General features: G+C 72.9%; 24 protein-coding genes. 7 read left to right on the top strand and 17 right to left on the bottom strand.

All coding sequences use genetic code 11. The annotated features are described in order from the left end of the window. Positions 1-57 precede the first annotated feature (57 nt). Complete coding sequence (ligD, locus tag ACGH7X_RS26450) at positions 58-939, bottom strand: non-homologous end-joining DNA ligase (protein WP_399888832.1); 882 nt, start codon at positions 937-939, stop codon at positions 58-60. 90 nt (positions 940-1,029) lie between these two features. Between ligD and ACGH7X_RS26455 the strand changes: the two genes are divergently transcribed. Continuing rightward, positions 1,030-2,172, top strand: a complete 1,143-nt coding sequence (locus ACGH7X_RS26455) for a Ku protein (protein WP_399888836.1) — start codon at positions 1,030-1,032, stop codon at positions 2,170-2,172. Between the two features lie 37 nt (positions 2,173-2,209). Here ACGH7X_RS26455 and ACGH7X_RS26460 read toward each other — a convergent pair whose 3' ends face one another. The 4 genes from ACGH7X_RS26460 to ACGH7X_RS26475 form a co-directional block, all read right to left on the bottom strand. After that, on the bottom strand, positions 2,210-3,004 hold the full coding sequence (locus ACGH7X_RS26460; protein ID WP_399888839.1) for a hypothetical protein: 795 nt from the start codon (positions 3,002-3,004) through the stop codon (positions 2,210-2,212). Next, positions 2,991-3,620 carry an ABC transporter ATP-binding protein gene (locus tag ACGH7X_RS26465; protein ID WP_399888843.1) on the bottom strand — a complete coding sequence of 210 codons (630 nt, stop codon included), beginning with the start codon at positions 3,618-3,620 and terminating at the stop codon, positions 2,991-2,993. Before ACGH7X_RS26465 ends, ACGH7X_RS26460 begins: the two co-directional genes overlap by 14 nt. Positions 3,621-3,799: 179 nt before the next feature. Continuing rightward, positions 3,800-4,447, bottom strand: coding sequence for a TetR/AcrR family transcriptional regulator (locus ACGH7X_RS26470; RefSeq protein ID WP_399888846.1), 648 nt, complete (start codon positions 4,445-4,447; stop codon positions 3,800-3,802). Between the two features lie 22 nt (positions 4,448-4,469). After that, on the bottom strand, positions 4,470-5,045 hold the full coding sequence (locus ACGH7X_RS26475) for a hypothetical protein (RefSeq protein ID WP_399888849.1): 576 nt from the start codon (positions 5,043-5,045) through the stop codon (positions 4,470-4,472). Between the two features lie 260 nt (positions 5,046-5,305). Here ACGH7X_RS26475 and ACGH7X_RS26480 point away from each other — a divergent pair, with 260 nt between their 5' ends. Then, positions 5,306-5,812, top strand: coding sequence for a MarR family winged helix-turn-helix transcriptional regulator (locus ACGH7X_RS26480; protein ID WP_399888852.1), 507 nt, complete (start codon positions 5,306-5,308; stop codon positions 5,810-5,812). Here ACGH7X_RS26480 and ACGH7X_RS26485 read toward each other — a convergent pair. The 10 genes from ACGH7X_RS26485 to ACGH7X_RS26530 form a co-directional block, all read right to left on the bottom strand. Next, a complete protein-coding gene (locus tag ACGH7X_RS26485) occupies positions 5,795-6,541 on the bottom strand; it encodes a DUF4142 domain-containing protein (RefSeq protein WP_399888855.1) in 747 nt (248 codons plus the stop codon). The two genes, ACGH7X_RS26480 and ACGH7X_RS26485, sit on opposite strands and share 18 nt — an antisense overlap. A gap of 126 nt (positions 6,542-6,667) precedes the next feature. Next, positions 6,668-7,102 carry a PPOX class F420-dependent oxidoreductase gene (locus ACGH7X_RS26490; RefSeq protein ID WP_399888858.1) on the bottom strand — a complete coding sequence of 145 codons (435 nt, stop codon included), beginning with the start codon at positions 7,100-7,102 and terminating at the stop codon, positions 6,668-6,670. A gap of 94 nt (positions 7,103-7,196) precedes the next feature. Next, positions 7,197-8,054, bottom strand: coding sequence for a DUF3152 domain-containing protein (locus ACGH7X_RS26495; protein ID WP_399888861.1), 858 nt, complete (start codon positions 8,052-8,054; stop codon positions 7,197-7,199). A gap of 239 nt (positions 8,055-8,293) precedes the next feature. After that, a complete protein-coding gene (locus tag ACGH7X_RS26500) occupies positions 8,294-8,629 on the bottom strand; it encodes a TcmI family type II polyketide cyclase (protein ID WP_217167662.1) in 336 nt (111 codons plus the stop codon). Between the two features lie 42 nt (positions 8,630-8,671). Continuing rightward, positions 8,672-9,151 (bottom strand): SRPBCC family protein, encoded by a 480-nt coding sequence (locus tag ACGH7X_RS26505; RefSeq protein ID WP_399888865.1) that lies wholly within the window; start codon positions 9,149-9,151, stop codon positions 8,672-8,674. Position 9,152: 1 nt separating this feature from the next. After that, complete coding sequence (locus ACGH7X_RS26510; protein ID WP_121749196.1) at positions 9,153-9,422, bottom strand: acyl carrier protein; 270 nt, start codon at positions 9,420-9,422, stop codon at positions 9,153-9,155. A gap of 75 nt (positions 9,423-9,497) precedes the next feature. Continuing rightward, complete coding sequence (locus ACGH7X_RS26515) at positions 9,498-10,766, bottom strand: ketosynthase chain-length factor (RefSeq protein WP_399888868.1); 1,269 nt, start codon at positions 10,764-10,766, stop codon at positions 9,498-9,500. Then, positions 10,763-12,034: a beta-ketoacyl-[acyl-carrier-protein] synthase family protein gene (locus ACGH7X_RS26520; RefSeq protein ID WP_399888871.1), complete on the bottom strand. Its 1,272-nt coding sequence runs from the start codon at positions 12,032-12,034 to the stop codon at positions 10,763-10,765. Before ACGH7X_RS26520 ends, ACGH7X_RS26515 begins: the two co-directional genes overlap by 4 nt. Next, positions 12,031-12,501 carry a cupin domain-containing protein gene (locus ACGH7X_RS26525; protein WP_399888874.1) on the bottom strand — a complete coding sequence of 157 codons (471 nt, stop codon included), beginning with the start codon at positions 12,499-12,501 and terminating at the stop codon, positions 12,031-12,033. The genes ACGH7X_RS26520 and ACGH7X_RS26525 overlap by 4 nt, the downstream gene beginning before the upstream one ends. A gap of 101 nt (positions 12,502-12,602) precedes the next feature. Continuing rightward, positions 12,603-13,811 (bottom strand): SchA/CurD-like domain-containing protein, encoded by a 1,209-nt coding sequence (locus ACGH7X_RS26530; protein ID WP_399888877.1) that lies wholly within the window; start codon positions 13,809-13,811, stop codon positions 12,603-12,605. A gap of 234 nt (positions 13,812-14,045) precedes the next feature. Between ACGH7X_RS26530 and ACGH7X_RS26535 the strand changes: the two genes are divergently transcribed. Together ACGH7X_RS26535 and ACGH7X_RS26540 are read left to right on the top strand one after the other, a co-directional pair. After that, positions 14,046-16,325 carry an FAD-dependent monooxygenase gene (locus ACGH7X_RS26535; RefSeq protein WP_399888882.1) on the top strand — a complete coding sequence of 760 codons (2,280 nt, stop codon included), beginning with the start codon at positions 14,046-14,048 and terminating at the stop codon, positions 16,323-16,325. Between the two features lie 109 nt (positions 16,326-16,434). Next, the gene (locus ACGH7X_RS26540; protein ID WP_399888885.1) at positions 16,435-17,274 is read left to right on the top strand and encodes a patatin-like phospholipase family protein; all 840 of its coding nucleotides are present in this window, start codon (positions 16,435-16,437) and stop codon (positions 17,272-17,274) included. Positions 17,275-17,307: 33 nt separating this feature from the next. Here the strand turns inward: ACGH7X_RS26540 and ACGH7X_RS26545 are convergent, their stop codons facing one another. Beyond that, positions 17,308-17,964, bottom strand: a complete 657-nt coding sequence (locus ACGH7X_RS26545; RefSeq protein ID WP_399888888.1) for a response regulator — start codon at positions 17,962-17,964, stop codon at positions 17,308-17,310. Beyond that, positions 17,961-20,393 (bottom strand): ATP-binding protein, encoded by a 2,433-nt coding sequence (locus ACGH7X_RS26550; RefSeq protein ID WP_399888891.1) that lies wholly within the window; start codon positions 20,391-20,393, stop codon positions 17,961-17,963. The genes ACGH7X_RS26545 and ACGH7X_RS26550 overlap by 4 nt, the downstream gene beginning before the upstream one ends. A gap of 174 nt (positions 20,394-20,567) precedes the next feature. Here ACGH7X_RS26550 and ACGH7X_RS26555 point away from each other — a divergent pair, with 174 nt between their 5' ends. The 3 genes from ACGH7X_RS26555 to ACGH7X_RS26565 are packed head-to-tail and all read left to right on the top strand — an operon-like array spanning position 20,568 to position 24,145. Next, positions 20,568-21,119 carry a peptidoglycan-binding protein gene (locus ACGH7X_RS26555; protein ID WP_399888894.1) on the top strand — a complete coding sequence of 184 codons (552 nt, stop codon included), beginning with the start codon at positions 20,568-20,570 and terminating at the stop codon, positions 21,117-21,119. A 5-nt stretch (positions 21,120-21,124) separates the two neighbouring features. Next, a complete protein-coding gene (locus tag ACGH7X_RS26560) occupies positions 21,125-23,428 on the top strand; it encodes a glycoside hydrolase domain-containing protein (RefSeq protein ID WP_399888897.1) in 2,304 nt (767 codons plus the stop codon). A gap of 36 nt (positions 23,429-23,464) precedes the next feature. Next, positions 23,465-24,145, top strand: a complete 681-nt coding sequence (locus ACGH7X_RS26565; RefSeq protein WP_399888900.1) for a hypothetical protein — start codon at positions 23,465-23,467, stop codon at positions 24,143-24,145. Positions 24,146-24,285 lie beyond the last annotated feature (140 nt).

Here is a 24,285-nt window from a genome sequence, read left to right on the forward strand (position 1 = left end):
TCGGATCGGGCGCGCGCATCAGGCGTGCGGATCGAGCGCGCGCATCAGGCGTGCGGATCAGGGCAGCGGCGCCGACCGCCGCCGCTCGAACAGCGGCGCCAACAGGTCACCGTAGTCCTGCACCCGGGAAGCGACGTCCGCCGCGGCGAAGACGAACTGCTCCGCCTGCCCGCACCCGGCCACCTCGTCCCACGTCACCGGGGTGGAGACGGCGGGCACGGGGCGGGCCCGCACGGTGTACGGAGCGGCCGTCGTCTTGCGTGCGGCGTTCTGGCTCCAGTCCACGAACACCTTCCCCGGCCGCAGGCTGCGCGTCATCCGGTGCACCACCAGCCGCGGCAGGGCCCGCTCCGCCTCCACGGCCAGCGCCTTCGCGTACTCCGACACCCGCTCCGAGGACGAGCCCCGCACCCCGGCCAGCAGATGCAGCCCCTTGGCCCCGGACGTCTTGGCGTACGCCTCGATCCCGTCCGCCGCCAGCCGCTCCCGCAGCCACAGCGCGACCTCGCAGCACTGCACCACGGTCGCGGGCGGCCCCGGGTCCAGGTCGAACACCAGGCGGTCGGCCTCGCCCGGATCGTCCACGGTCCACTGGTGCGTGTGGAACTCGGTCACCAGGTTCGCCGCCCACATCAGGCTCGCCAGGTCCTGCACCAGCACCATCCGGGCCGGGCCCTCCGAGCGGGGCACCTCGGCCGTGGTGACCCAGTCGGGCGTACCCGGCGGCACGTTCTTGGTGAAGAACATCTGACCGTCCGGGCCGTCCGGATACCGCAGGAAGGAGACCGCGCGGTCCCGCAGATGCGGCAGCAGCACCTCCGCGGTCGTCGCGTAGTAGTGCAGCAGCTCGCCCTTGGTGAAGCCGGTCGCGGGATACAGCACCTTGTCCAGGTTGCTGAGGGCCACCCGTCGCCCCTCCACCTCCGTGATAGGCGCCATACCATGAGAATCTCACGAAACACGTACAAACCGCCGCCCAACGGTCATTCCCCGGCCGCCCGAGGCCGCCCGACAGGAAAGGTGCTGCACGTGCGATCCATCTGGAACGGCGCCATCTCCTTCGGCCTGGTCAGCATCCCGATCAAGCTGGTGAACGCGACCGAGAGCCACTCGGTCTCCTTCCGGCAGATCCACACGGAGGACGGCGGCCGGATCCGCTACCGCAAGGTGTGCGAACTCGAGGACCGCGAGGTCACCCAGGCCGAGATCGGCAAGGCCTACGAGGACGCCGACGGCTCGATGATCCCGATCACCGACGAGGACCTGTCCCAGCTGCCGATCCCCACGGCCCGCACCATCGAGATCGTGGCCTTCGTGCCCGAGGAGCGCATCGACCCGCTCCAGATGGGCTCGGCGTACTACCTCGCGGCCAGTGGCGCCCCCGCCGCCAAGCCGTACACGCTGCTGCGCGAGGCGCTCAAGCGCAGCAACCGGGTGGCCATCGCCAAGTTCGCGCTGCGCGGCCGGGAGCGCCTCGGCATGCTCCGGGTGGTCGGCGACGCCATCGCGATGCACGGCCTGCTGTGGCCGGACGAGGTGCGCGCCCCCGAGGGCGTCGCCCCGGAGGGCGGCGTCACCGTGCGCGACCAGGAACTGGACCTCGCGGACGCCCTCATGGACACGCTCGGCGAGATCGACCTGGACGACCTGCACGACGAGTACCGGGAGGCCGTCGAGGAGGTCATCGCCGCCAAGGCCGCCGGCGAGACGCCCCCGGAGGCCCGTGAGGAGGCGGCGCCCGGGAAGGTGCTGGACCTGATGGCGGCGCTGGAGAGCAGCGTGCGGGCGGCGCGCGAGTCCCGGGGCGGGGAGGAGTCCGAGGCCGCCGGGCCGGACGAGGAGGCCGAGGTCAGGACCCTGCCGCAGCGCAAGACCTCGTCCCGGCGGGCCCCCAAGGAGACCGGTGGCAAGAAGTCGACGTCGACGGCCGCCAAGAAGACGGCGGCGAAGAAGGCCGAGCCGCAGAAGTCGACGGTGAAGTCCGGCGCGCCCGCGAAGAAGACGGCGGCCAAGGGCACCGCCAAGAAGACCCCGGGAAAGAGCGCGACGGACAAGAGCACCGCCGGGAGGAGCACTGCCGGCAGGAGCAGCACCGGCAAGAGCACCACCGGCCGGAGCGCCCCCAAGAGCGCCGCCAAGAAGACGGCCTCCCGCGGCAGGCGCAGCGCCTGACGGCCTGCCGGGCCGCCCGCGCCGCGGGCCGCACCGGTCAGCGGGTGCGGTCGCGCGTGCGGAACCTGAAGATGACCAGCCCCACCGCACTGAACCCGCCCGCCCAGGCCAGTCCCAGGCCGAGGTGCCCCCACAGGGCGGTGTCCCCGAACGCGCCGCCCGCCGCGAACTGCATGGGTCCGAAGGACGGGAACCACTGCAGGATCGGTTCGTTGGCGAGCGGGTTGCCCAGCGGATTCTGCAGGAACGTGTCCATCAGCCCGCCCATGATGATCAGGAAGAAGCCCTCCAGGTCCCGCTTGACCAGCACCCCGAGGAGCAGTCCGAGGGCGCCGTAGGCGAGCGCGATGACGGTGAACCCGGCCAGGACGCCGAACCAGGCGCCCGCCGCCGGCCGCCAGAAGAACAGCACCGCCAGCGCGGTGTACAGGGCGATGCCGGTGGCGACCGCGGTGACGGCGAGGGTCTTGGCCCCGATGAGGGTGGACTGCCGGTATCCCGCGAAGACGAGCCGCCGGTCGAACGCGAGCGACCTGCGCACCGCGTCGAAGACGACGAACCCGGCGATCATCGTCACGCAGTTGAGCCCGGCCGTGATCAGGGTGAGGTGCCCGCCGTCGACGTGCAGCGTCTCGCCGGTGGCGTACAGCTTGAAGTCCAGCGCCTCGCCCCCGGCCATCGCGTTCATCACCAGGTACCAGACGGGCACGAACACGAGGAGCAGCAGCCCGGCGAGCCGGTTGCGGGTCTGGTCGCGCACCGAGAAGCGCAGGGCGGTGGGGAACTGCCTGTACAGCGGCCCCGGGTGGGCGGCCGGGTCAGGCGTCGACATGACGGTGCTCCCTTCCGGCCGCCGCGCGTGCGGTCAGGCGGCCGTCGGCCAGGTCGGCCAGCAGGTCGAAACGGTCCTGCTCGAAGACGAGATGGGTGATGACCACGACGGCCTTGCCGCGGGTGCGCAGCTCCTCCACCAGGTCCCAGAAGCGCAGGTACGTCTCCCAGTCGAAGCCCTGGTACGGCTCGTCGAGGAGCAGCACCTCGGGGTCGTGCAGCAGGGCCAGGGTGAGGTTGAGCTTCTGCCGGGTCCCGCCGGACAGTTCACCGGCGGGGGTCCGCTCGTAGCGCTCGTAGCCCAGGGCGCGGACGAGCTCCCGGCCGCGCTCCAGACCGGGCAGGCGGTGCGCGGCGGCGAAGTAGCGCAGGTGCTGCCCGACGGTCAGGCTGCCGCTCAGCACCGGGTCCTGGGGGCAGTAGCCGAGCGTCCCGGACAGCCGGACCTCGCCGCGGTCCAGTGCCAGGGTGCCGGCCAGCGCCTTGAGCAGGGTGGACTTCCCCGCGCCGTTCTCGCCGACGACGGCGACCAGCTGCCCGGGGGCGACGGTGAGGTCGGCGCCGCGCAGGACGTGGTGGTCGCCGTACGACTTGTGCAGGTCGCGGGCGCGGAGCACGGGGGCGGAGACGGGCCGTTCGGGCGTGGACGGTGCGGACGGTGCGGACGACGCGGATGGCCCGGGTGCGGACGAGGCGGATGGTACGCGCGGTCCGGGCGGTACGGGTGCGGGTTCGGTCGGCATGTGCGGGTCACCGTGGCCTTCCTGTGCTTTCCGGCACTCCTGGACTTCCGGGCTCACCGGGGCCCGGGGGACGCCTCCGGGGGAGGCGCGGCGTTCAGCCCGCCCGCGTAGATGTCGAGCACCTCGGGGGCCCAGCGGGACATGCCGTCCGCCGACAGGGGGTCGGTGCCCAGGACCTCGCCGATGCGGTCGCGCAGCAGGAAGACGGCCAGGTCGTTGGCGAGCAGGACGGCCGCGCGGGCCGCCGGGTCACGGCCCGGTGCGGCCAGTCCGGCCGCCGTCAGCTCGTCCAGGGCGGTGCGGCTCAGCTCGTAGAGGCGGCCGAACAGCAGCCGTCCGGCGTCCGAGTCGGTCAGCAGCAGGCGGCGGAGGTACCCCGGCAGGGGGGAACCGGCCGGGAGGTGGCGGGTGAACGCCGCGCTCAGGGACCCCGCCTCGGTGCCGGAGTCGAACGCCTCCGTACCGTCCTCGCCGGTCAGCTCGCCGAGCATGGCCTCGAAGACGGCCACGACGTACTGGTCGACCTCCTGGCGCAGCCCGTCCTTCGAGCCGAAGTGGTGCACCACGAGGCCGGGCGACACACCGGCCGCCGTCGCGATCTGCCGCACGGTCACCGAGTCCGGGCCGTGAGCGGCGAACAGGCCGAGGGCCTCGTCGCGGATGAGGGCCCGGGTGGTCCGGTCCTCCGGGATTGAACGCATGTACAGCATGTTAAACAGACGTTCAGTCGACTGTCCAGGGGGAGACGGACGCCCGGGGTATCGCGGACGGCGCGGGCTCGAAGACCGCCGGGCTCGCCGTGGCGGACTCCGTCGGCGCGGGCGAGGCGGGCGTGGGCAGGGCGGGGCTCTCCTCCAGGCGCTGCCCGATCGTTTCGGCAGGTCCCTCGCCCGGGGGGACCGGGCCGGTGGACAGCTGCGACCACGCGGTCAGGGCGAGGGCGACCGCGGCGGCGGTGCCGAGCACCCGGCCGGCCCGCCGCAGCCGGGCGCGGCCGTCCAGCTCGCGCCAGGCAGGGCCGGTCCACGGGTCCTCCGCGCGCCACGCCTCGCCGACCGTGTCGGAGGAGAGGTCCGGGCGGGTGCCCGGGCGGGTGTCGGGGCGGGTGTCCGGGCGCCCGGCCGGCGGCTCCGGCCGCCAGCCGGGGGTCCGGTCCCGTGCGGAGGGTTCCCTGGGGGCGGAGGCGCGGATGGCGCGCTCGTCGTCCTCCTGGAACAGCCGCCAGACGTGCTCGGGCACGGACGGAGTACCGTCCGGCTCGCCCGGTGTGGCGCCGCTGCCCGGCCCGGAAGCGGTCATGGTCCCGCTCTCCCTCTCTCGTTCGGCCCCGGACGGGCACGGGCGGGCGGGGCGGGGAGCCCGCAGGCGGCCGGTGTGCCGTCCTGTGCCGTCCCGTGCCGTAGCACCGTACCGGTGTCGCTCCTTCCGGCGCCGGGTGGTCATGGCCGGCGGTCTCCGTCGGCCGCCAACCCCATGAACGCGCCGCGGCGTCGGCCCGTTCCCGGTGTCGTGGGACGTGACCGGGCCGTGATCGTGGTGCGGCGCGGTAGAAAGGACACATGCCCGAGCGTGAGAAGCCCGTCGGCGGCCCGGACGACGTGGACGAGGTCACCAGGGCCGTGCTGGCCGCCTCGCGGCTGCTGGTGGCGGTCTCCGCGAGGTCGCTCGCCGAGGTGGAGGAACGGGTGACGCTGCCCCAGTTCCGGATGCTGATGGTGCTCTCCACCAGGGGCGCCACCAAACTGGTCGCCCTCGCCGAGCACCTCCGGGTCGCCCCGTCCACGGCGATGCGCATGGTCGACCGGCTGATCGCGGCCGGGCTCGCCGACCGGCAGACCAACCCCGGCAACCGGCGCGAGACCCTCCTCACCCTCACCGAGGAGGGCCGACGCACAGTCGAGCACGTCAGCACCCGGCGCCGCACCGAGGTGGCGGCGATCGTCGAACGGCTCGCGCCGCACCAGCGGGCGGCGCTGGTGGAGGCGCTCACCGCCTTCAGCGAGGCAGGCGGGGAGCCCGCCGACCCGGACCGGGCGCCGGGGCCGGGGTCAGGGGGCCGCCGGTGACGGAGTGGGCGTCGGGGAGGCGGTGTTCACGTTCAGGTCGGGGCGCGGCTTGAGCACCAGCACCCGCTCGTCCGGCTGCGGCGGGGGCGGGGTGACCTTCTCCCTCGGCAGCTTCGCCGGGCCGGTCTGCTTGAAGGTGACGTCGTCGTACTCGACCAGCCCGGTCTGCTCCAGCACCGTGATGTGGTCCAGGACCGTGTCGTTGGCCAGGTCGGCCAGCTGCCGCACGAGCGTGTTCTTGGTGCTGGCCCGGATCTTGGCGATGGCCGGGAAGATCTGACCGTGGGTCACCCGCATGATGTTGACCGCCGACGAGTCGAACTCCTTGCCGGTCTTGGCGTCCACCGTCGTCACGAAGCCCTCCTGCTGCGGGGAGGCCCGGTTGGGCAGCGTGATGCCCAGCTCCGGCGAGATCTCGCGGCACATCGCGTCAAGGCCGGCGTGCCCGACGACCAGGTGCTCGCCGGCCGTCTTCATCGCCTTCGTCGTACCGCGCTCCATCACCATCTCGCCCAGCGGGTACTCCCACAGCCCGGCGGCACGGACCTTGACCACGAAGTCGCGGTCGGCCTCGGTGAGCGGCCCGAACTTCGTGCTGGCCACCACCCGGTTCTGGTTGCCGTCGGCCTTGTCCAGACCGAGCACGGCCGGGAAGGCCAGCGCGGTGAGGGTCAGGGTCATCGCTCCGAACAGCACGACGACTCCGATCCTGCTGCGGGACAGGCGCATGGGTGCCTCCAGGGGCGACGCGAGGGACTCGCACTCGTACTCGTGACGCCAGGAGGTACGCAAACGGCGTGCGGATCAATCACCGCTCCGGCACAAATCTTGAAACGGCCCCGGTCCCGGGCCGGTTCAGCCGATGTTCGCCCCGTACACGCGCTCGACCGTGATGGTGAGCAGCACCCGGCGGTCGGACACCATCGTCGCGCGGTACTCGTCCCAGTCCGGGTGCTCCCCGGCGGCGGTGCGGTAGTACTCCACCAGCGCGTCGACCTCCGGTCCGTGCGGGTCGGTGCCCGGCCCGGTGAGGGTGGCGACGCCCTCGGCGGTGGCCCAGGACCTGCCGTCCGGGGCGGTCACCTCCAGCGTGGCACGCGGGTCCCGGCGCAGGTTCGCCGTCTTGGCCAGCCCCTCGCGGGTCGAGACCCGGATCACGCCGGCCTCCGGGTCGTAGGCGGGCATGACGGGCGAGAGCTGCGGGCGGCCGTCGGACTTGATCGTCGCGAGTACGCCGAGCCGGCTCTCGGCCAGCAGGGCACGGGGGTCGAAACGCGCTGTGGTGGTCATCGTCCGATCATCACCCGCGACCCGGCGGGCTGTCCCGCGAACCGTCCGCCGAACAGGGCCCCGGCCGTGCGCCGAACGGGGCCCCGCGGTGCGCTCAGGGGACCGCGGGACCGCCCAGGTAGTCGCCGTCCTCGTCGTAGGGCCAGGCGTTGGCGACGCAGCCCTTGAGGCCCTTGATCTGCTGCATCATCGCCGGGGCGGGCCGGCCGGCGCCGGGGCAGGTCTCGTGGCCGTGGCCGATGCGGTGACCGACCTCGTGGTTGACGATCAGCGCCCGGTACTCGTGGATCGGACCGTCGAACTCCGGGGAGCCCAGCACCCAGCGCTTGAGGTTCACCACGACGTCCGTGCCGACGCTGCAGTTCACCTCACCCCGGGTGAGCAGGCCGGCCGCGCCGCAGATCTCGTCGACGGTGCCCGGAGTGGCGATCTTCACCACGAAGTCGTACGAGCCGGTGCTGACCAGCTGGAAGGAGTTGGTTCCGTCCTGGGTCCAGCCGCGACTGTCGGCGAGTACATCGGATATCTCGGCGGCGGCGGCGCTCGGTTGGACGTCGATGCCCTCCTCGACCAGGACCTTGTAGCGGCGTACGCGGCTGCCGTCGCCCACGGTGGTGCCGTCTGCCTGGGCGGTGACGAAGGTGCCGGGTCCGGTCGCCGGAATGGCGATGGTGGAGGGCGAGGCGGAGACGGAGGCCGAGGCAGAGGGCGAGGGGGGCGCCTTCGTGGACGGTGACGCCGAAGGGGAGGGCGTCCTGGCGGCGTCCAGGGCGTCGGCCACGTCGGCCACCTGGTCGTCCGTCACCGGGGGCCGGGTGTCCCGCCAGTACGCCACGGCGGCGCCCGCCGTGATCAGCACCGCCCCGAGGGCGACGCAGACCAGGAGCACGCGGGAGGGTCCGCGGCGCCTGCCTCTGCGGGAGCGGGTCCGGCGGGCGGGGGATCTGCCCACGACGTGCGTCCTCTCTGCTGGTCGGCGGGGCGCGCGCACCGTGGTTGCCGTGTGCTCTTGTCCCCGCAAGATCCAAGCGCAAAATTGTGCGAAAATCCCACAGATCCCCAAGTGGGTCTTCTCACAGCGTCGTTCGCTCCCGCAGCGCAACCGTTCGGCGGCCAGGGGCATCGGTGCTCACGCCTTCGGGGCCGCCCGGCCGGTGCCGGGCGACCCCGAAGCGGTGCGTGGACGGGCCGTCAGCCGGCCGCGGTCCGCTCCCAGCGGTAGAAGCAGCGCGCCATCGCGTCCTTCGGACCGCGCCACGTCGCCGGGTCGTACGCCGAGACGTACGGCTCGAGCCGCTCGCTGACCTGGCGGAACTCCGGATGCCCGGTCAGCCTGCCGATGGTGGGGGCCGGGTCCTCGTCGCTCTCGATGAGGTGCAGGTACACGCCGTCACCGAACTCGAAGAGGCTGCGCCGGTTGACGCCCACCAGGTGCGGCAGTTCGCCGCCGTCGGACTCCGCGAACACCTTCGCGATGTCCGGTGCCGCGCCGGGTGCCATCCGGGCGACGATCAGTGTGTGGTGCATGGGGTGATGCCCTTCGCCGGTGTCGATCCGTGTCGCTCGGTGTCAGTCGGCGAGCACCGAGGCGGTCCGCCGCTCGCCCGCCGCCTGCTCGATCCGGTCCCGGATCAGCGCCATCTGCGTACGGGAGTTGCGGTTGATGTTGTCCGTCATCCAGGCGTCGTCCACGGGCGCGTCCGGCTTCATGGCGAAGTCCTGCGTCCAGCGCATGACGGTGCCCTCGGCGGTCTCCGAGTACTCCCAGACGATGTTCATGTACTGGAAGGGGCCGGTCTCGACGCGCTGGGCGCGCACCGTGCGGGTGACCGGGTCGGCGACCCGCTCGGAGACCCAGCTCCACACCTTGCCGTCGGCGTCCGGGTGCATGGTGAGCCGGAACGTGACGCGGTCGTCGTCGCGTTCGAGCACCTCCACGGCGGCGTACTCGCTGAACAGCCTGGTCCAGTTCTCGAGGTCGTTGGTCATGTCCCAGACCAGCTGCATCGGAGCGGCGATGGTGATCTCGTTGTCGGTGTGCCCTGCCATGTCACACTCCCGTCTTGAGGGCGCCGTTGATCAGCGCGAGGAAATCCGCGGGCGTCTTGCAGCGCTCGGCCTGCTCGGGCAGGCCGAGGCCGTACCGCTTCTCCAGTTCGGCCACGATGCCCAGCAGGCCGAGGGAGTCCAGGCCGAAGGTGTCGAAACCGTCGTCGGCCTGCTGCCGGAGGGTGACCGGGTCGACGTGCACGCCGGCGGTGCGCTTCATCAGCGCCGCCAGCTCCTCGACGGTCACCTGGTAGTCCAGTTGGTCGGTCATGGGTGTCCTCCTTGACTCGGGTCGGCGCCCACCCGGGGGGCGGCGCACACTCGGTGTGGCGTGGGTTCGCCTCGGTCATCGGTCCGCGGACGGCACGGCGCCCTGCCGCAGGACGAGTGCCGAGTTGGATCCCATGAGCCCGCGGCCGAGGATCAGGGCCGTGCGCGGCTCGGCGGGGCGGGCCCGGCCGGTCACCACGTCCAGGTCGTGGCACACGTCGAACACGTGCGGGGTGGGCGGGATCAGCCCGTGCTCCATCGCGAGCACCGCGGTCGCCACATCCAGCACCGGCGCCGCGCAGTACGCCCGCCCGGTCCCGGTCTTGGGCGCGGTGACCGGCACGCGCCCGGCGTGCGGGCCCAGCGCGTCGGCCAGGGCCAGGGCCTCGGCCCGGTCGGCCTCCGGGACACCGAGGGCGTCCGCGAAGACCACGTCGACCTCCTCGGGCCGGCAGCCGGCCTCGGCCAGTGCTCCCCGGATCGCCCGGGCCAGCCCCTCCCGGGACCGGTCCCAGCGGCCGGGCCCGGTGAAGGTGGCCGCGTGTCCGGCCACCGTCGCCCGCACGTCCGCCCCGCGGTCCCGGGCCGCCCGCTCCTCCTCGACGACGAGGACGGCACCGCCCTCGGCCGGCGCGAACCCGCAGGCCGCGTCGGTGAACGGACGGTAGGCGCGGTCGGGTTCGGTGGCGCGGCTCAGCTCGGGGTAGCCCAGCTGGCAGACGATCGAGTACGGGGCCAGCGGCGCCTCCGTAGCGCCGCAGACCACCGTGTCGGTGCCGCCCCGCACCGCCAGCGCGGCGTGCGCCAGGGCGTCAAGACCGCCCGCCTCGTCGGCGGCGACGACCCCGCAGGGTCCCTTGAAGTCGTTCCGTATGGAGACCTGGCCGGTGCTGGCCGCGTAGAACCAGGCGATCGACTGGTACGGGCCGACGTAGCGCGACCCCTGGCCCCACAGGTTCTGCAGCTCCCGCTGCCCGAACTCGCCGCCGCCCGAACCGGCGGCGGTGACCACGCCGACCGAGTACGGCGAGGCGACGTCGGCCCGGCCGAACCGTGCGTCGGTCAGCGCGTGCTGGGTGGCGGCCAGCGCGAAGTGCGTGAACCGGTCGGTCTGGACGAGGAAGCGGTCCTCGACCGTCTCCGCCGCCTCGAAGCCGCGCACCTCGCCCGCGACCCGCAGCGGCATGTCCTCGCAGCCCTCCCGGGTGACGGGCCCGAGGCTGCTGGCGCCGTCGGCGACCGCCTTCCAGTGCGCCTCGACGCCGATGCCGTGCGGGGACACCACGCCGAGGCCGGTGACGACCGCGCGCCGGCCGGTGCCGTCGCTCCGTTGTGGTCCGCTCATCGCAGCCCTCCTTCGCAGCCGCTCAGTACGACCGCGGACTGGAAACCGCCGAAGCCGCTGCCCACCGACAGCACGTGCCGCAGCGTCCGCTCCCGTGCCTCGCGCGGCACGTAGTCCAGGTCGCACTCGGGGTCGGGGGTCGTGTAGTTGGCCGTGGGCGGCACCACCTGGTGGGCCATCGCCAGCACGCACGCGGCCAGTTCGATCGAGCCGATCGCGCCGAGCGAGTGGCCCACCATGGACTTGATGGAACTCATCGGCGTCGCGTAGGCGTGCTCGCCCAGCGAGCGTTTGACGGCCGCGGTCTCGTGCCGGTCGTTCTGCTGGGTGCCCGAGCCGTGCGCGTTCACGTAGTCGATGTCGGAGCCGTCCAGCTCGGCCATGTCCAGCGCCGTGTCGATGGCCCGCGCCATCTCCAGGCCCTCCTTGGTGAGCCCGGTCATGTGGTACGCGTTGCCGAAGGTGGCATAGCCGGAGATCTCGCAGTACACGTCCGCGCCCCGGGCCCGCGCGTGCTCCAGGTCCTCCAGGACGAGCACCGCCGCGCCCTCGCCCATGACGAAGCCGTTGCGCTCGGCGTCGAAGGGCCGGGAGGCGTGCGCCGGGTCGTCGTTGTTCGGCGAGGTCGCCTTGATGGCGTCGAAGCAGGCCATGGTGATCGGCGATATCGGCGAGTCCGCCGCGCCCGCCAGGCACACGTCGACGCGGCCCTCGGCGACCGCGTGGTAGGCGTACCCGACGGCGTCGAGGCCGGACGTGCACCCGGTGGAGACGGTCTGCACCGGTCCGTGCACCCCGAACTCCTCGGCGACCGCGGAGGAGAGGGTGGCCGGGGTGAACGCGCGCTCCAGGTGCGGCTCCGCCCGCCGGTCGTCGACGTCCCAGCGGGTACCGCGCTCGCTGACCAGGACGTAGTCGTGCTCCAGCCGGGTGGTGCCGCCGACCGCCGTGCCCAGGGTGGCGCCCGCCCGCCACGGGTCCTCGCGGGCCATGTCGAGATTCGCGTCCCGCACCGCCTCCGCGGCGGCCACCAGCGCGAACTGCACGTACCGGTCGCTGCGCTGGACCGTGGCGAGGCCCAGCCCGTGATCCGCCGGCTCGAAGTCGCACTCGGCGGCGATCTGCGAGCGCAGCCCGGCCGGGTCGAACAGGGAGATGCGGCGCGTCGCCGTACGGCCGTCGGACAGCAGCCCCCAGAACTGGGGCACGCCGATCCCGCCCGGGGCGACGACGCCTATGCCCGTGACGGCGACCCGTCGCCGGGTCATGACACCACCTCGGCCGCGGTCGCGGGCCGCTCGTGCCCGGTGCCCTGCGCGTGCCGCCCGTCGTGCGGGAGCGCGTTGCCCGCCGCGTCCTCCGTGTCGACGTGGCCCAGCTCCGGACGCGGGGCCAGCGGTCCCAGGTGGAACACGAGCCGCGCCTCGACGTCCCCCGCGTTGCGGAAGCGGTGGCGCATGTCCTGCGGGATCAGCAGCCCCTGCCCGGTGGAGAGCGGGTGCGGCACTCCGTCCAGGTCCACCTCGAGGGCGCCCTCAGTGACGTACACGAACTCCTCGGAGTACGGGTGGTAGTGCTCGGCGATGCGGTCGCCGGGCTGCACGATGGCCACCCCCATGAAGCCGCTGGTCGACCCGGCGGTGGTGGGCGTGAGAAGGGCGCGGAGGTCTCCGCCGCGGCGGCGGTTGGGCGCGATGTCGCCGAGGGAGACGATGCGTACCTGCTGGTCTGTCATGTCGTTCACTCCGGGGTGACGGGAGGAAGTGGGGGAGGGGGAGAGTCCGCGCGGACGGCGGGCGCGCCGTCGGGCCCGGCCGCGCGGTCGGGGGGCGTGGTTCAGGAGCCGGCCGAACGCCGGTCGGTCAGGGGCGTCATGCGGACCCGGGAGAGCAGCCGGGACAGCGTGCCGGGCTCGGCCGGCGGCCCGTCGACGCCGAGGGCCGCGGTGTCCAGCAGCCGCTCGGCGGCCGCGGCCCCGTCGGCCCCGTGCAGGCCCAGCACGGCGGCGGGCGCGTCCTCGGGGTCGCCGTCCACGTCGACGAGCCGCACGACGAGGTCGTCGCGGTGGAAGACGGTGGCGGCGAGCACCGGGCTCTCGGGGTCCCGCGCGGTGGACGCGTCCTGGCGGGCCAGCAGCCGGGCCAGTTCCGCACCGGCGCCGGTGCGCACCGGATAGAGCAGCGCGATCCGCTGCCCGCGCGCGCCGGACCGGGCGCGGGAGGTCGCGTGGTGGACGGCCGGCATGGCCGCGCGGGTGAAGAACCGCCGGGCGGACCGCGGGTCACCAAGGTCCCGGTCCTGCTCCAGATACGGGTTGAGCGCCTCCTCGACGGCGCGCACCCCGGGCTGCCGGGCGACGTGACGCAGCGCGGTCTGCAGGTCGCCCCGCACCTCCACGGCCCGCACGATCCGGTTGCCCTGCATGAAGAGCGAGGTCCGCAGCAGCCGCGTGGAGTCGTCCACGTGGGCCTCGGGCGACACGTACTCGGACAGCAGCCGGGCGGTCTCGGCCTCGCTGCCGGGCCGCACGGTGAAGGTCAGGGCGTGCCGTACGACGTTGCCGCCGACCCGGGGCGCGGAGCGCGGCTCGCCGGGCGCGGGCCGGGCGCCGTCGGTCTCCCGCAGGACGCTGTAACGCAGCGAGTGGGTGTCGCGCACGCAGTCCTGCAGCGGCTCGACGGTGTCCAGGTGCTCGTCGCTGTTGACCCAGGCCAGGAAGGGCGCGGCGCTCTCCCACTCGCTGGTCAGCAGCCACTGGGTCGGGTTCTCCAGGGACTGGCACAGCTGGTCGCTGACGTGTCCCGGCACGGCGGCGACCCGGTCGCGGACGCGCTCGTAGGCGTCCAGGAACTCCTGCTGCATTCCGTCGTGGATGTCCAGCATCAGGACGACCCGTACGCGGGATCCGTCGAACGCGGATATCGACACGCCGCCCGCATCCGCCGCGGTGTCCGCCGCGTCTGTCGCGTGCGTCGCGTGCGTCGCGGCCGTGGTCGGGGCATCCGCCGACAGGGCATCCGTCGCTACGACGGGAGAGACCGTCATCCGGCCCACCTCTTCTCCGGGAACTTCGTCGTGGACTGGGGGGCGATCGTCGCGGCGCGCGCCGGGCCGGCGGGTTGCGACGGTCGCGTAAGCACGATCGTGGGCCGTGCCCGCGGGGACCGCGAACCAGGAGGGTTAAGCGGGTGAAGCCTGCGCCGCCGCGGGCCTCGCCGGGCCGTACGGGGCATGCATGAAGGCCCCGGCGCACATCTGTCGCCCAACGGAGGACGAACCATGAACGAAAGAGCCGACCGGTCCGGCGGAGCCACCCCTGGGGGCGACCGGACCCACCGCGTCCCGGTCCTCGTCGTCGGCGGATCCCTGGTGGGCCTGTCGACCTCGGTGTTCCTGGGGCGGCTGGGCGTCCGGCACACCCTGGTCGAGCGCCACACCGGCACCTCCATCCACCCGCGCGGGCGCGGCAACAACGTCCGCACGATGGAGATCTTCCGGGTGGCCGGCACCGAGCCGGACATCCGCAGGGCGGCCGCCACGCTGGCCGACAACCACGGCATCCTGCAGACGCCCACACTGGTCGGCGACGCGGGGGAGTGGCTGTTCAAGCAGATCGACGCGGGAGGCGGGCTGGCCCGCTTCAGCCCCAGCTCCTGGTGCCTGTGCAGCCAGAACGACCTGGAACCCGAACTCCTCACCCATGCCACCAACCTCGGCGGCGACGTGCGCTTCGGCACCGAACTGCTCTCGTTCGAGGCCGACGCCGAGGGCGTCACGGCGATCGTGAAGAGCCGGGAGACCGGCGAGCACACCACCATCCGCGCGGACTACATGGTCGCCGCCGACGGCCCGCGCAGCCCCGTCCGCGAGCAGCTCGGCATCGGCCAGAGCGGCCCCGGCGACCTCTTCCACAACGTCAGCATCACCTTCCGCTCCCGCCGCCTCGCCGACGTCGTGGGCGAGCGCCGCTTCATCGTCTGCTACCTGACCGACGAGAACGCCGACGGTGCCCTCCTGCCCGTCGACAACCGCGAGAACTGGGTCTTCCACGCCCCCTGGCACCCCGAACAGGGCGAAACCGTCGAGGACTTCACCGACGAGCGCTGCGCGGCCCACATCCGCCGCGCGATCGGCGACCCGGACCTCGACGTCGAGATCACCGGCAAGGCCCCCTGGCACGCCGCCCAGCGCGTCGCCCGCAGCTACCGCTCCGGCCGCGTTCTGCTCGCCGGCGACTCGGCCCACGAGATGTCCCCCACCGGCGCCTTCGGCTCCAACACCGGCATCCAGGACGCCCACAACCTGGCCTGGAAACTGGCCGCGGTCCTTGAGGGCTGGGCGGGCGAGGCCCTCCTCGACACCTACGACACGGAACGCCGCCCGGTCGCCGAGGCCACCAGCGCCCGAGCCGCGGCCCGCTCGGTAGAACACAGCCACCCGGGCTTCGCCCCGCCGCCGGTCATGGGGGGCGGGGGGCCGGGAGCGGCCGGGGGGCCTGACGGGGCACCCGGCGCGGCGCCTGGCGCAGGCCCCGACGGGGTGCCTGGCGCGGGTCCCGGCGGGGGCTTCGGTGGCGGCTCCGGCGGGGTGCCTGGTGCGGGTCCCGGCGGCCTGTCTGGTGCGGGCTCTGTTGCGGGTTCCGGTGTGGGCCTTGCTGGGGGTCCCGGTGGGAGCGTCGGTGCCGGCGCCGGAGGGGCGCCTGGTGCGGGTTCTGGTGGCGTGTCCGGTGCGGGTTCCGACGGGCTGCCTGGTGCGGGTTCCGGTGGGGTGCCTGGTGGTCCGGTGGCCGGTGCGGGTTCCGGAGTGGGCTTCGACGGGGGTCCCGGCGGGGGCTTCGGTGGCGGCTCCGGCGGGGTGCCTGGTGCGGGTCCCGGCGGCCTGTCTGGTGCGGGCTCTGTTGCGGGGCCCGGTGGTTCGGGCGGTGCGGGTTCCGGTGCGGGCTTTGCCGGGGGGCCCGGTGGGAGCTCCGGCGGGGTGCCTGGTGGGGCGCCCGGCGCCGGGTCCGGGGGCCGGCCCGGTGGGATGCCCGGTGCGAGCGGCCCTGGTGGCCGACCCGGGGGCCGGCCCGGAGGGGGCCCGCAGCGTGGCATCCTCAACGTCGCTCTCGGATACCGCTACCCCCAGGGGGCGGTGGTCGGCGCCGACGCGGCGTCCCCGGTGGTTCCGGAGGGCCTCGACCTCACCGGCGCGCCCGGCAGCAGGGCGCCGCATCTCTGGCTCCGCCAGGGCGACGCCCGCGTCTCCACCCTGGACCTCTACGAGGACTCCCTTGTCCTGCTCAGCGACGCGGCCCAGCCCACCGGCTGGCACGAGGCGGCGACCCGCGTGGCGGCCGAGCTGCGGGTGCCGCTGAAGCCGTACCGCGTGGGCGGCACCCCCGAGGCCGACCTGGTCCCGGACGACGAGGAGACCGACTGGGCCAGGGCCCACGGAGTGACCCGCGGCGGCGCTGTCCTGATCCGCCCCGACGGCTTCGTGGCCTGGCGCTCCCCGGGCCCCGCCCCGGACCCGGAGTCGATGCTGCGCCAGGTGGTGGGGACGGTCCTCGCACGGACCTGACCCGGCCTTTCCGTCGCACCCCCCAAGCGTGGACCACTCCCCGGTTGCCTGCTAACGTCTCGGCGAGCGGGTAAACGGGGAGTGGTCCCCGGTATGGGAAGGGGTGGACGTGGCGGATACGGCGCTGGTGCTGGGCGGGGGCGGCCTGACCGCCTACGGGTGGCAGGTGGGCGTACTGGCGGGACTGGCCGACGTCGGGGTGCACCTCGCGGACGCCGCCGTCCTCGCCGGCACGTCGGCGGGCTCGCTGCTGGCGCTGGACCTGGCCAGGGGGTCGGCCCCGGCGGACCTGTACAAAGAGCAGGTCGGCCGTGAACGGGCCATGCTGGACGTGGACTTCACGTTCGCCATGACACTCAGGTACCTGTGGGCCGCGCTGGGTTCACGCGACCCGAAGACGGTGGTCGAGCGCATCGGCCGGCTCGCCCTCTCCGTCCGCGACGTACCGGAGAGCGCGGTCTTCGACGCCATCGGCTCCCAACTGCCCGTACGGGACTGGCCGGAGAGGACCGTGAGGATGTTCGCCGTCGACGCCCTCACCGGCGAACCGGCCGCCTTCGACGCCGGCAGCGGGACCGACCTGCTGCACGCCATGTCGGCCACCTGCGCACTGCCGCCCCTCTTCCCGCCGATCACCATCGGTTCGGGCCGCTGGATGGACGGCGGCGTACGCTCCACGACCAACGCCGACCTCGTCGACGACTGCGCGCGGGTCGTCGTACTGGCCCCGATCCCCAAGGGCGCGGGAGCGAGCCCCAGCGCCCGTTCCCAGGTCGGGACGCTCGCCGCTCGCGGCGCCCGGGTCGCCCTGCTGACGCCCGACCGGGAGGCCCGCCGCGCCTTCGGCCGCAACCCCCTGGACGCCTCCCGCATCCCGGGAGCGGCCCGGGAGGGCCGCCGCCAGGGCGCGGCCCACGCGGAACGCGTACGGGAGATCTGGCACGGCTGAGCACTCCGCCGGGCGCGCCTCGGCCGCCCGCGCTCAGAGGTCGTTCACGTCGACGAGCCCGTCCTGGACGGCGCGAGCCACCAGGCTCGCCTTGGTCCGTGCGGGACGGCCCGCGTTCGCGTACTTGATCCGCACCCGGTCCAGATACGAGTTGACCGTCCGTACGGAAATGCCGAGACGCTGCGCGACCAGCTCCTTCGACTCCGACTGGAACCACTCGATGAGCACGCTCTCCTCACGGGCGGACAACTGCGGGCGGTCGGTACGGACGTTCGTCCCCAGCGCGCCGGCCAGCGCGGGCGGCATGTAGGGCCGCTCGTCGGCGGCGGCCAGCGTCGCCTCCACCAGGTGTTCCCGGCCCTCGCTCTTGGTCAGAAAGGTCGCGGCCCCCAGGTCGAGGCAGTTGAGCGCGGTCTTCTCGTCGTCCCGCATCGAGTACACGACGACCTGCCGGCCGGCGTCCACGAGTCTTCGAAGGCTGGGGAAGACGGGGCCGCCGTCCCCCAGTTGCAGATCGAGAACGACGACGTCGGCGGTGCTGCCCGGCGGCGTCCAGGCCTCCCGTACGGAACCTCCGGCCGCCACGACGGTGATGGGCCGGCGCGAGGCGGCGTACCACGCCTCCACGCCCGAGAGGATCGCCGGATGATCGTCGATGACCACCACACTGACCGGTGAACCGTCACTCATGTCGGAGCCAACTCCCGTACTCGCGCCGGTCTCTGCCAACCGGCCGTCACCCATACGTCCGAGCCGCGCGTCGTCCTGACCACGCTCACGTCGGCGTTCCTGGCCCGGCCGCGCGCCCGAGCGGCCTCCTCCGGGTCGCAGCCGTGGGCGCCGTCGGCGCCGTCCTCGCCGACGACACTCACGTGCACGGCCCGCGACGTCCACACGACCGTCACGCGCGCGGTCGAGCGGGTACGCCCCAGGACCACCGCGACCGGGTCGACCAACTCCCTGCGCACCTCCACGGGCACCTCGCCCGGCCGCCCGCGTACGGCCAGGCTCACCGTCACCCCCTGGTGCTCGGTCACCTCGACGCACGCCCGCAACTCGTTCAGCAGCGGATCGGAGACGGCATCGCCCTCCGCGAACAGGCGGCGCAGACGCGCGGCTTCCACGCCGCACCGCAGCCGGACGGCTTCGTCGTGCGGACTCAACACACCGTGGCCGAGGCCCACGAGCAGCGGCACCGTCGTCGCCGTCAGTGCCCGGTAGCGCTCCCTGTGATCACGCTGGGTCTCCTCGTGGAGGCGCTCCCGGGTCCGCAGCTCCTCCTCCCGCGCGGCCTCGTCCCCCGCTGCCGACGCCATGCCCTGGAACAGGCCGATGAGCACCCCGACGGAGAGCTGGAAGCCGATGACGGAAACCGTGGCGATCCCCATGGCGGCCGACCGCGCGACGGTCGGCGCCCCCGACAGGAGCACCACCAGCATGTTGAGCGCGACATGCGCGCCGAGGAAGGCGGCGAACAGCCTGACCGGCTGGTCCGCCAGGAGGAACAGCGCGTGCCAGCCGATCAGCCCGAACGCCCAGTCCTGCGGACCCGCCAACCGCTCCGGCGCGAGCGTGAACGCGCAGACCGCGGACACGGCCAGCACCGTGCCCACACCCCACCAGCGCACCGTGGGCGTCAGCTTCCTGCCGCGCAGGAGGTGCAGGGCCCCGGCCGCCCCCACGGCGACGAGACAGACGAAGGCCGCCGTCTGCGCCCAGGCCGGTCGGTACACGTCCTGGTGGGCCGTCAGCTGGCGCAGTGAGACGCCGAACTGCGCCACCAGGCCGATCAGCAGTGCGGCCAGCTGCGCCCCGTACAGCAGCTGCCCGCGCAGGAAGCGGACGACGGCCGTGGGCCGGGCCCCGGTGCCGGACGGACGCGGCAGGCCGGCCGCCCGCACCGCCTCCCGCGGCCGCGGGGCCCCGGGGAGCCGAGGCGTCCGCAAGTCCCGCGGCCGGCCGGGCCAGCGCCACCGCACGCGGGTCCCGGCGCCCGGGCGGGACGTGATGGACGCGGAGCCGCCGACCGCGTGCATCCGGCCGACGACGGAACCGGACAGGCCCCGGCGCCGCGCGGGCACGGACTCCGGCACGAAGCCCCGTCCCGCGTCGGACAGTTCGACGACCACCACGCCGCCGTCCTCCGCCCACGCCCTGAGCTTCGCCTCCCGCACCCCGGCATGGCGGGCCACGTTGGTGACGGCCTCCCGGACCCCGTTGAATATCGCGAGCCCGGGACCTGACGGGATCGTGAGCGGACCGTCGACGCGCGACTCGAGCCGCACCCTGGCCCTCCCCTCGCCCTCCGGCACGCAGCCGAGGAGTGCCGCGAGGTCGACGTTCTCCGTCTCGAACCCGGGCAGGGCGGACAAGGCCTCCAGGTCCTGCCTGGCACGCAGCGGCAGCCACGACCAGTCCCGGCCGTCGCCCTGGGAGACCATCAGCAGCGTCGCGGCGGCCGTGTCGTGCAGGGTCGCGAGGTACTCCCGCTCGGTCGCCCGCCGGGCGGCGGCGACATCGGCCTCACGCCGGGACGCGGCCCTGGACGCGGCGGACCGGTCGGCCGCTCTGGCCCGCGAGCGGACGATGACGTGGGCCGCCCTCGACAGGCTCACCTCGATGACCATGCGTACCAGGGGCGCCGGCTCGGGGACGTGTCCGGGCGAGGAGAGGACGTCGCCCAGCGCGCACGCGGCGGCCCCCAGCCCGGCCAGGGCCAGACCCGCCGCCGGACGCGTCGCCCACTCGTGCTGGAAGGTGATGACGCCGATCCCGATGATCGCCTCCACCGTCAGGTCCGCGCCGTCACCGAGGACGGGCTGCGACAGCCCGGTCAGCAGCACGAAAGCCGCGTCCAGGGCCCATCGTGGAGCGAGCCGGAGCGGACGGCGCAGTGGGCGGACGCGCACACCGCAGGCGAGGAGAGCGGACGCCAGCAGACACGTCGCCGCCAGGGGAGAGCCGGCCGAACCAGCCGAACCGGCCGAGAGAACGCCCAGCGTGCCGCACACACCGGCCACGGTGAAACGGAGCCACACCCCGTACCGCTCGAGGGTGAGGATCAGCAGGCGCTCGCCGGCCCCGGGGGCGTCCGTCGGCGCGGCGGCGGTTTCCTTCACATACTCCCCACATCCCCAATGCCGCACGCCACAAGGGTAGTTGAAAGATGATCCTTGTGGGTTGAACGACCGGCACACCCGGCGACCGCGCCGGGCTACTGTGCGCGTCGTACGGAGGCAAGGACGAGGCGCGCCATCCCGCCGCCTCCCTCTCCGAAGGAACCGGGGGCACACATGTCTGTCAGAACGAGCCTGGTCGCGCTCGGCGCGTGCGTCGTCGTGGGGGCGACGGCCCTGAGTACGAGCCCGGCATCGGCCAACGTGTCGCAGGGAGTCGTCTTCGGCAGCGGCACCATCACCGACGACTGGGGGGACGAGGGGCCTCTCTGGGAGGGCAGCAGGTACCAGATATCCAACGCCGTCGGGCTGTGGCAGTACGTCCTGTGGGCGGAGGGCGCCACGGAGCAGAACGGCTCGGCCTACGACTACGCCGACATCGACTGCGACTTCGGCCCCAACACCACCTACGCGACGAAGAAGTTGCAGTCGAGATGGGGCCTGGCCGCGGACGGCGCCGTGGGCGGCGACACCTTCAGCATCGCGGACAACCACCTCCGGGGAAGCACCGGCAGGGTCAGCTATGTCGGCAAGGTGCGCACCATCACCTTCACCCGTGCCTCCAGCGGCAGTTACCGCTTCGAGAACCCCGAGGCGGGTGTGGGCTCGAACCTGTGGGAGACGGCCACCTACGGGACCAACGCGACCTGCTTCGTTCCGGGCGGCTGACCGGCATGGCCGACGAAAAGGTACTCGCGGCCCAGCGATGGGCCAACGCGACGTACTCCGGCGTCGCCGGGTACGTGCGGTGTGTCGAGGACGGCATCACCGGCTGGGGAACCATGCACGCCCTGACCATGGGGCTCCAGCACGAACTGGGCATCAGCCCGGTCGTCGCGTCCTTCGGCCCGACCACCCTGGCCCGACTGGAGGCCCTCGGCCCCCTGCACGTGTCCTGGGCGGAGAACGCCAACATCGCGCGCATCCTCAAACACGCCCTGTTCTGCAAGGGATACTGGGGCGGCTACTACGACACCGGCGAGATCGAGCCCGTCACCGGCGACGCCATCGACGAGATGAAGTCCCAGATGGGGCTTCCGGCCGACACCACGGTCCAGGCGCGCATCTTCAAGTGCATCCTCAACCTGGACTCCTACGTCCGGATCGGCGACGGTTCCGACGCCGTGCGACAGGTCCAGCAGTGGCTCAACGGCCACTACTGGCAGAAGACCGCGTACTCCATAGGACCCTGTGACGGGCACTACTCACGGGACGTGCAGAAGGCACTCATGATCGCCCTTCAGTACGAGATAGGGGTGCCGGTTCCCAACGGCAACTTCGGGGAGGGAACGCAGGCCGGCCTGCGAAGCCATCCCGTGGGGCAGGGAGACAGCGGAGTCATCACCCAGCTGTTCTCCGCCGCGTGTGTGTTCAACTCGCCTCTCCCGGGCGGTGCGACCGCCCACTTCACCGCCACGTTCGACGCCGAACTCGCCTCGTGGGTGAGGGAATTCCAGGACTTCTCCCTCCTGGAGCGAGGCGAGGGCGACTACCGCACGTGGTGCCAGCTGCTGGTCTCCATGGGGGACTCCTCCCGCCCCGTGACCGGCTCGGACACCCGGTTCGAGATCACACCGGCCCGCGCCCGGTGGCTGACCGACCGGAACTACGAGGTGGTCGGCCGCTACCTGTACGACCCCCCGGGCTCGACCCTGGACAAGGAGATCAAGCCGGGCGAGCTGGACACCATCTTCGCCGCCGGCCTGAAGGTCTTCCCGATCTTCCAGGCGAACGCCCGGACGCTGGGCGACTTCACCACCGCGCAGGGATACGCGCACGGAGCCCTGGCGCACGACCTCGCACGCGAGTACGGCTTCAACTGGGGCACGGTGATCTATTTCGCCGTGGACTACGACGCCACGCAGGCGGAGATCAACTCCGCCATCGTTCCGTACTTCCAGGGCGTGGCCACCGCCCTGGAACAGCGGGGAGGGCGATACCGGCACGGGGTGTACGGGTCGCGCAACGTGTGCGCCAACGTCACCGAGAAGGCGGGCGCGAAGTACTCCTTCGTCTCGGGCATGTCGTGGGGCTTCTCCGGAAACCTGGGATACCCACTGCCGGCGAACTGGTCGTTCAACCAGATCCAGGAGATCGCGGTCACGAACGGGTCGGACTCCTTCGACCTGGACCGGGACGCCGTCTCCGGCCGGGACAGGGCGTCCGCGGCCGTCAACCAGCCCGCCGAGCAGTACGACGGATTCATCGCCGCCATCGAGGATCTGTACGGCCTCGCCGTGCAGTACGGCAAGGGCGATCCCGACCAGCTGGTCATGGAGTTCGTGCGGCACGACGCGTACGGGGGCCCGGACTGGGTGTACCTCATCGGGAACCTCGACAAGGACTTCGTGGCCTACGCCGAGGCGCGCGGCATGACGGTGCCGAAGCAGTTCGTCGACCCGTTCACCGGGGCACACCTGGGTGCCGAGCATCTGCTGGCGACGGCGAACGGAGTCTTCGTCCACCCGCCCGCGCAGAACCGGCGGAGCGTGAACGGTGGTGACATCGCGGGCTGGGGCGGCGACCTCATCACCCTCTACGCGGACTGGCGGGACGCCCTTGACGCCTATCCGGACGGCCGGGACTTCGTCAACGACAACATGGCGAACCCCGACGCCCAAACCACCTTCGGCCACTCCGACTTCATCGAGGACGTGGACGGATACCTCATCGCGCAGGCCTGCCGGTCGGGCCAGGACATCGTCACCGCCATCAGGGGACACTACGAGAACGGCGGCGGGGCACGCAGATTCACCTCGTTCTGGGACTCGCGCTTCTCCGGCGACGAGGCCGACGCCGGATTCGCGGCCTCGAACGTCCTGACGTCCGAGGAGGCTCCCGTCAATGTCGCCCGGACCGGACTGCTGCTGCTACGGGGGACACTCGCCCTGCCCGCGACGCTCCCCTATTCCGAGCTGGAGCGGTTCTGGCTGGGTTTCCTCGACGTCCTGCAGAGCCGAGTGAACGGGGAGTCCTGAGATGCGCATGTATTCACCCGGGAGAGGGAGACGGGCGTGACCGTACGTGGAATGTCCCGCCGCGGCCTGATGGGCGGCGGAGCCGGTGCCCTGGCCGCGGTGACGCTGGGATCGACCGCCGCCGCCCCACCGGCCGCCGCCGCGCCCCGAGCCGAGCCGGAATGGCGCGAGGGCACCAGCGCGAACGGCTGGAAGGTGCTGGCCGAGGCCGACACGGAGGAGTACCTCGTCGAGGGCAGCGGCGTGACGGTGCGCCTCGCCCCCGGTGACCCGTCCGTACTCCTGCTGCACGTGGCACGCCGATTCCACTACGAGATCGACGCCCTGCGCGCCGGTGACCTCCAGGGCCACGGCACCTCCAGGCTCGTCAGCCACCCCTTCGAGTCGAACCACCTCTCCGGCACGGCGATGAACATCCGGCCGCGCGCCTACCCGTTGGGGGTCGGCGGCGGCCTGTATCCGGCGGAGCTGGTGGTGATCCGGGACATCCTGGCCGAGCTGGACGGCACGGTCGCGTGGGGCGGAGACCTCCCCACACCGAAGGAGTCGCACTTCGCGATCGCCCTCCCACCGACTCACCCCAAGACGAAGCGGGTGGCCCGCACGATCCGGGGCTGGAACGCCGACCCGGGCAAGGGCGCCGGTGCCACCGACGCCTTCGCCCCCGACCGCCGCGCCCGGGCCACGACCTTCGCACGCCGCGACAGCCGCCAGTAGCGGCGTCGTCACGACAGTCGCCCCGACCACCCCACGCGTGACGGACCGCTCCACGCGTGCCCCGACCGCTCCACGCGTGACGGACCCTTCACGATGCCGTCCCGGCGCTCTGCCGCCGGGACGGCATCGCGTTCTGCCGC

It is taken from the genome of Streptomyces sp. BBFR51, from assembly GCF_044591655.1.
Lineage (GTDB): Bacteria > Actinomycetota > Actinomycetes > Streptomycetales > Streptomycetaceae > Streptomyces.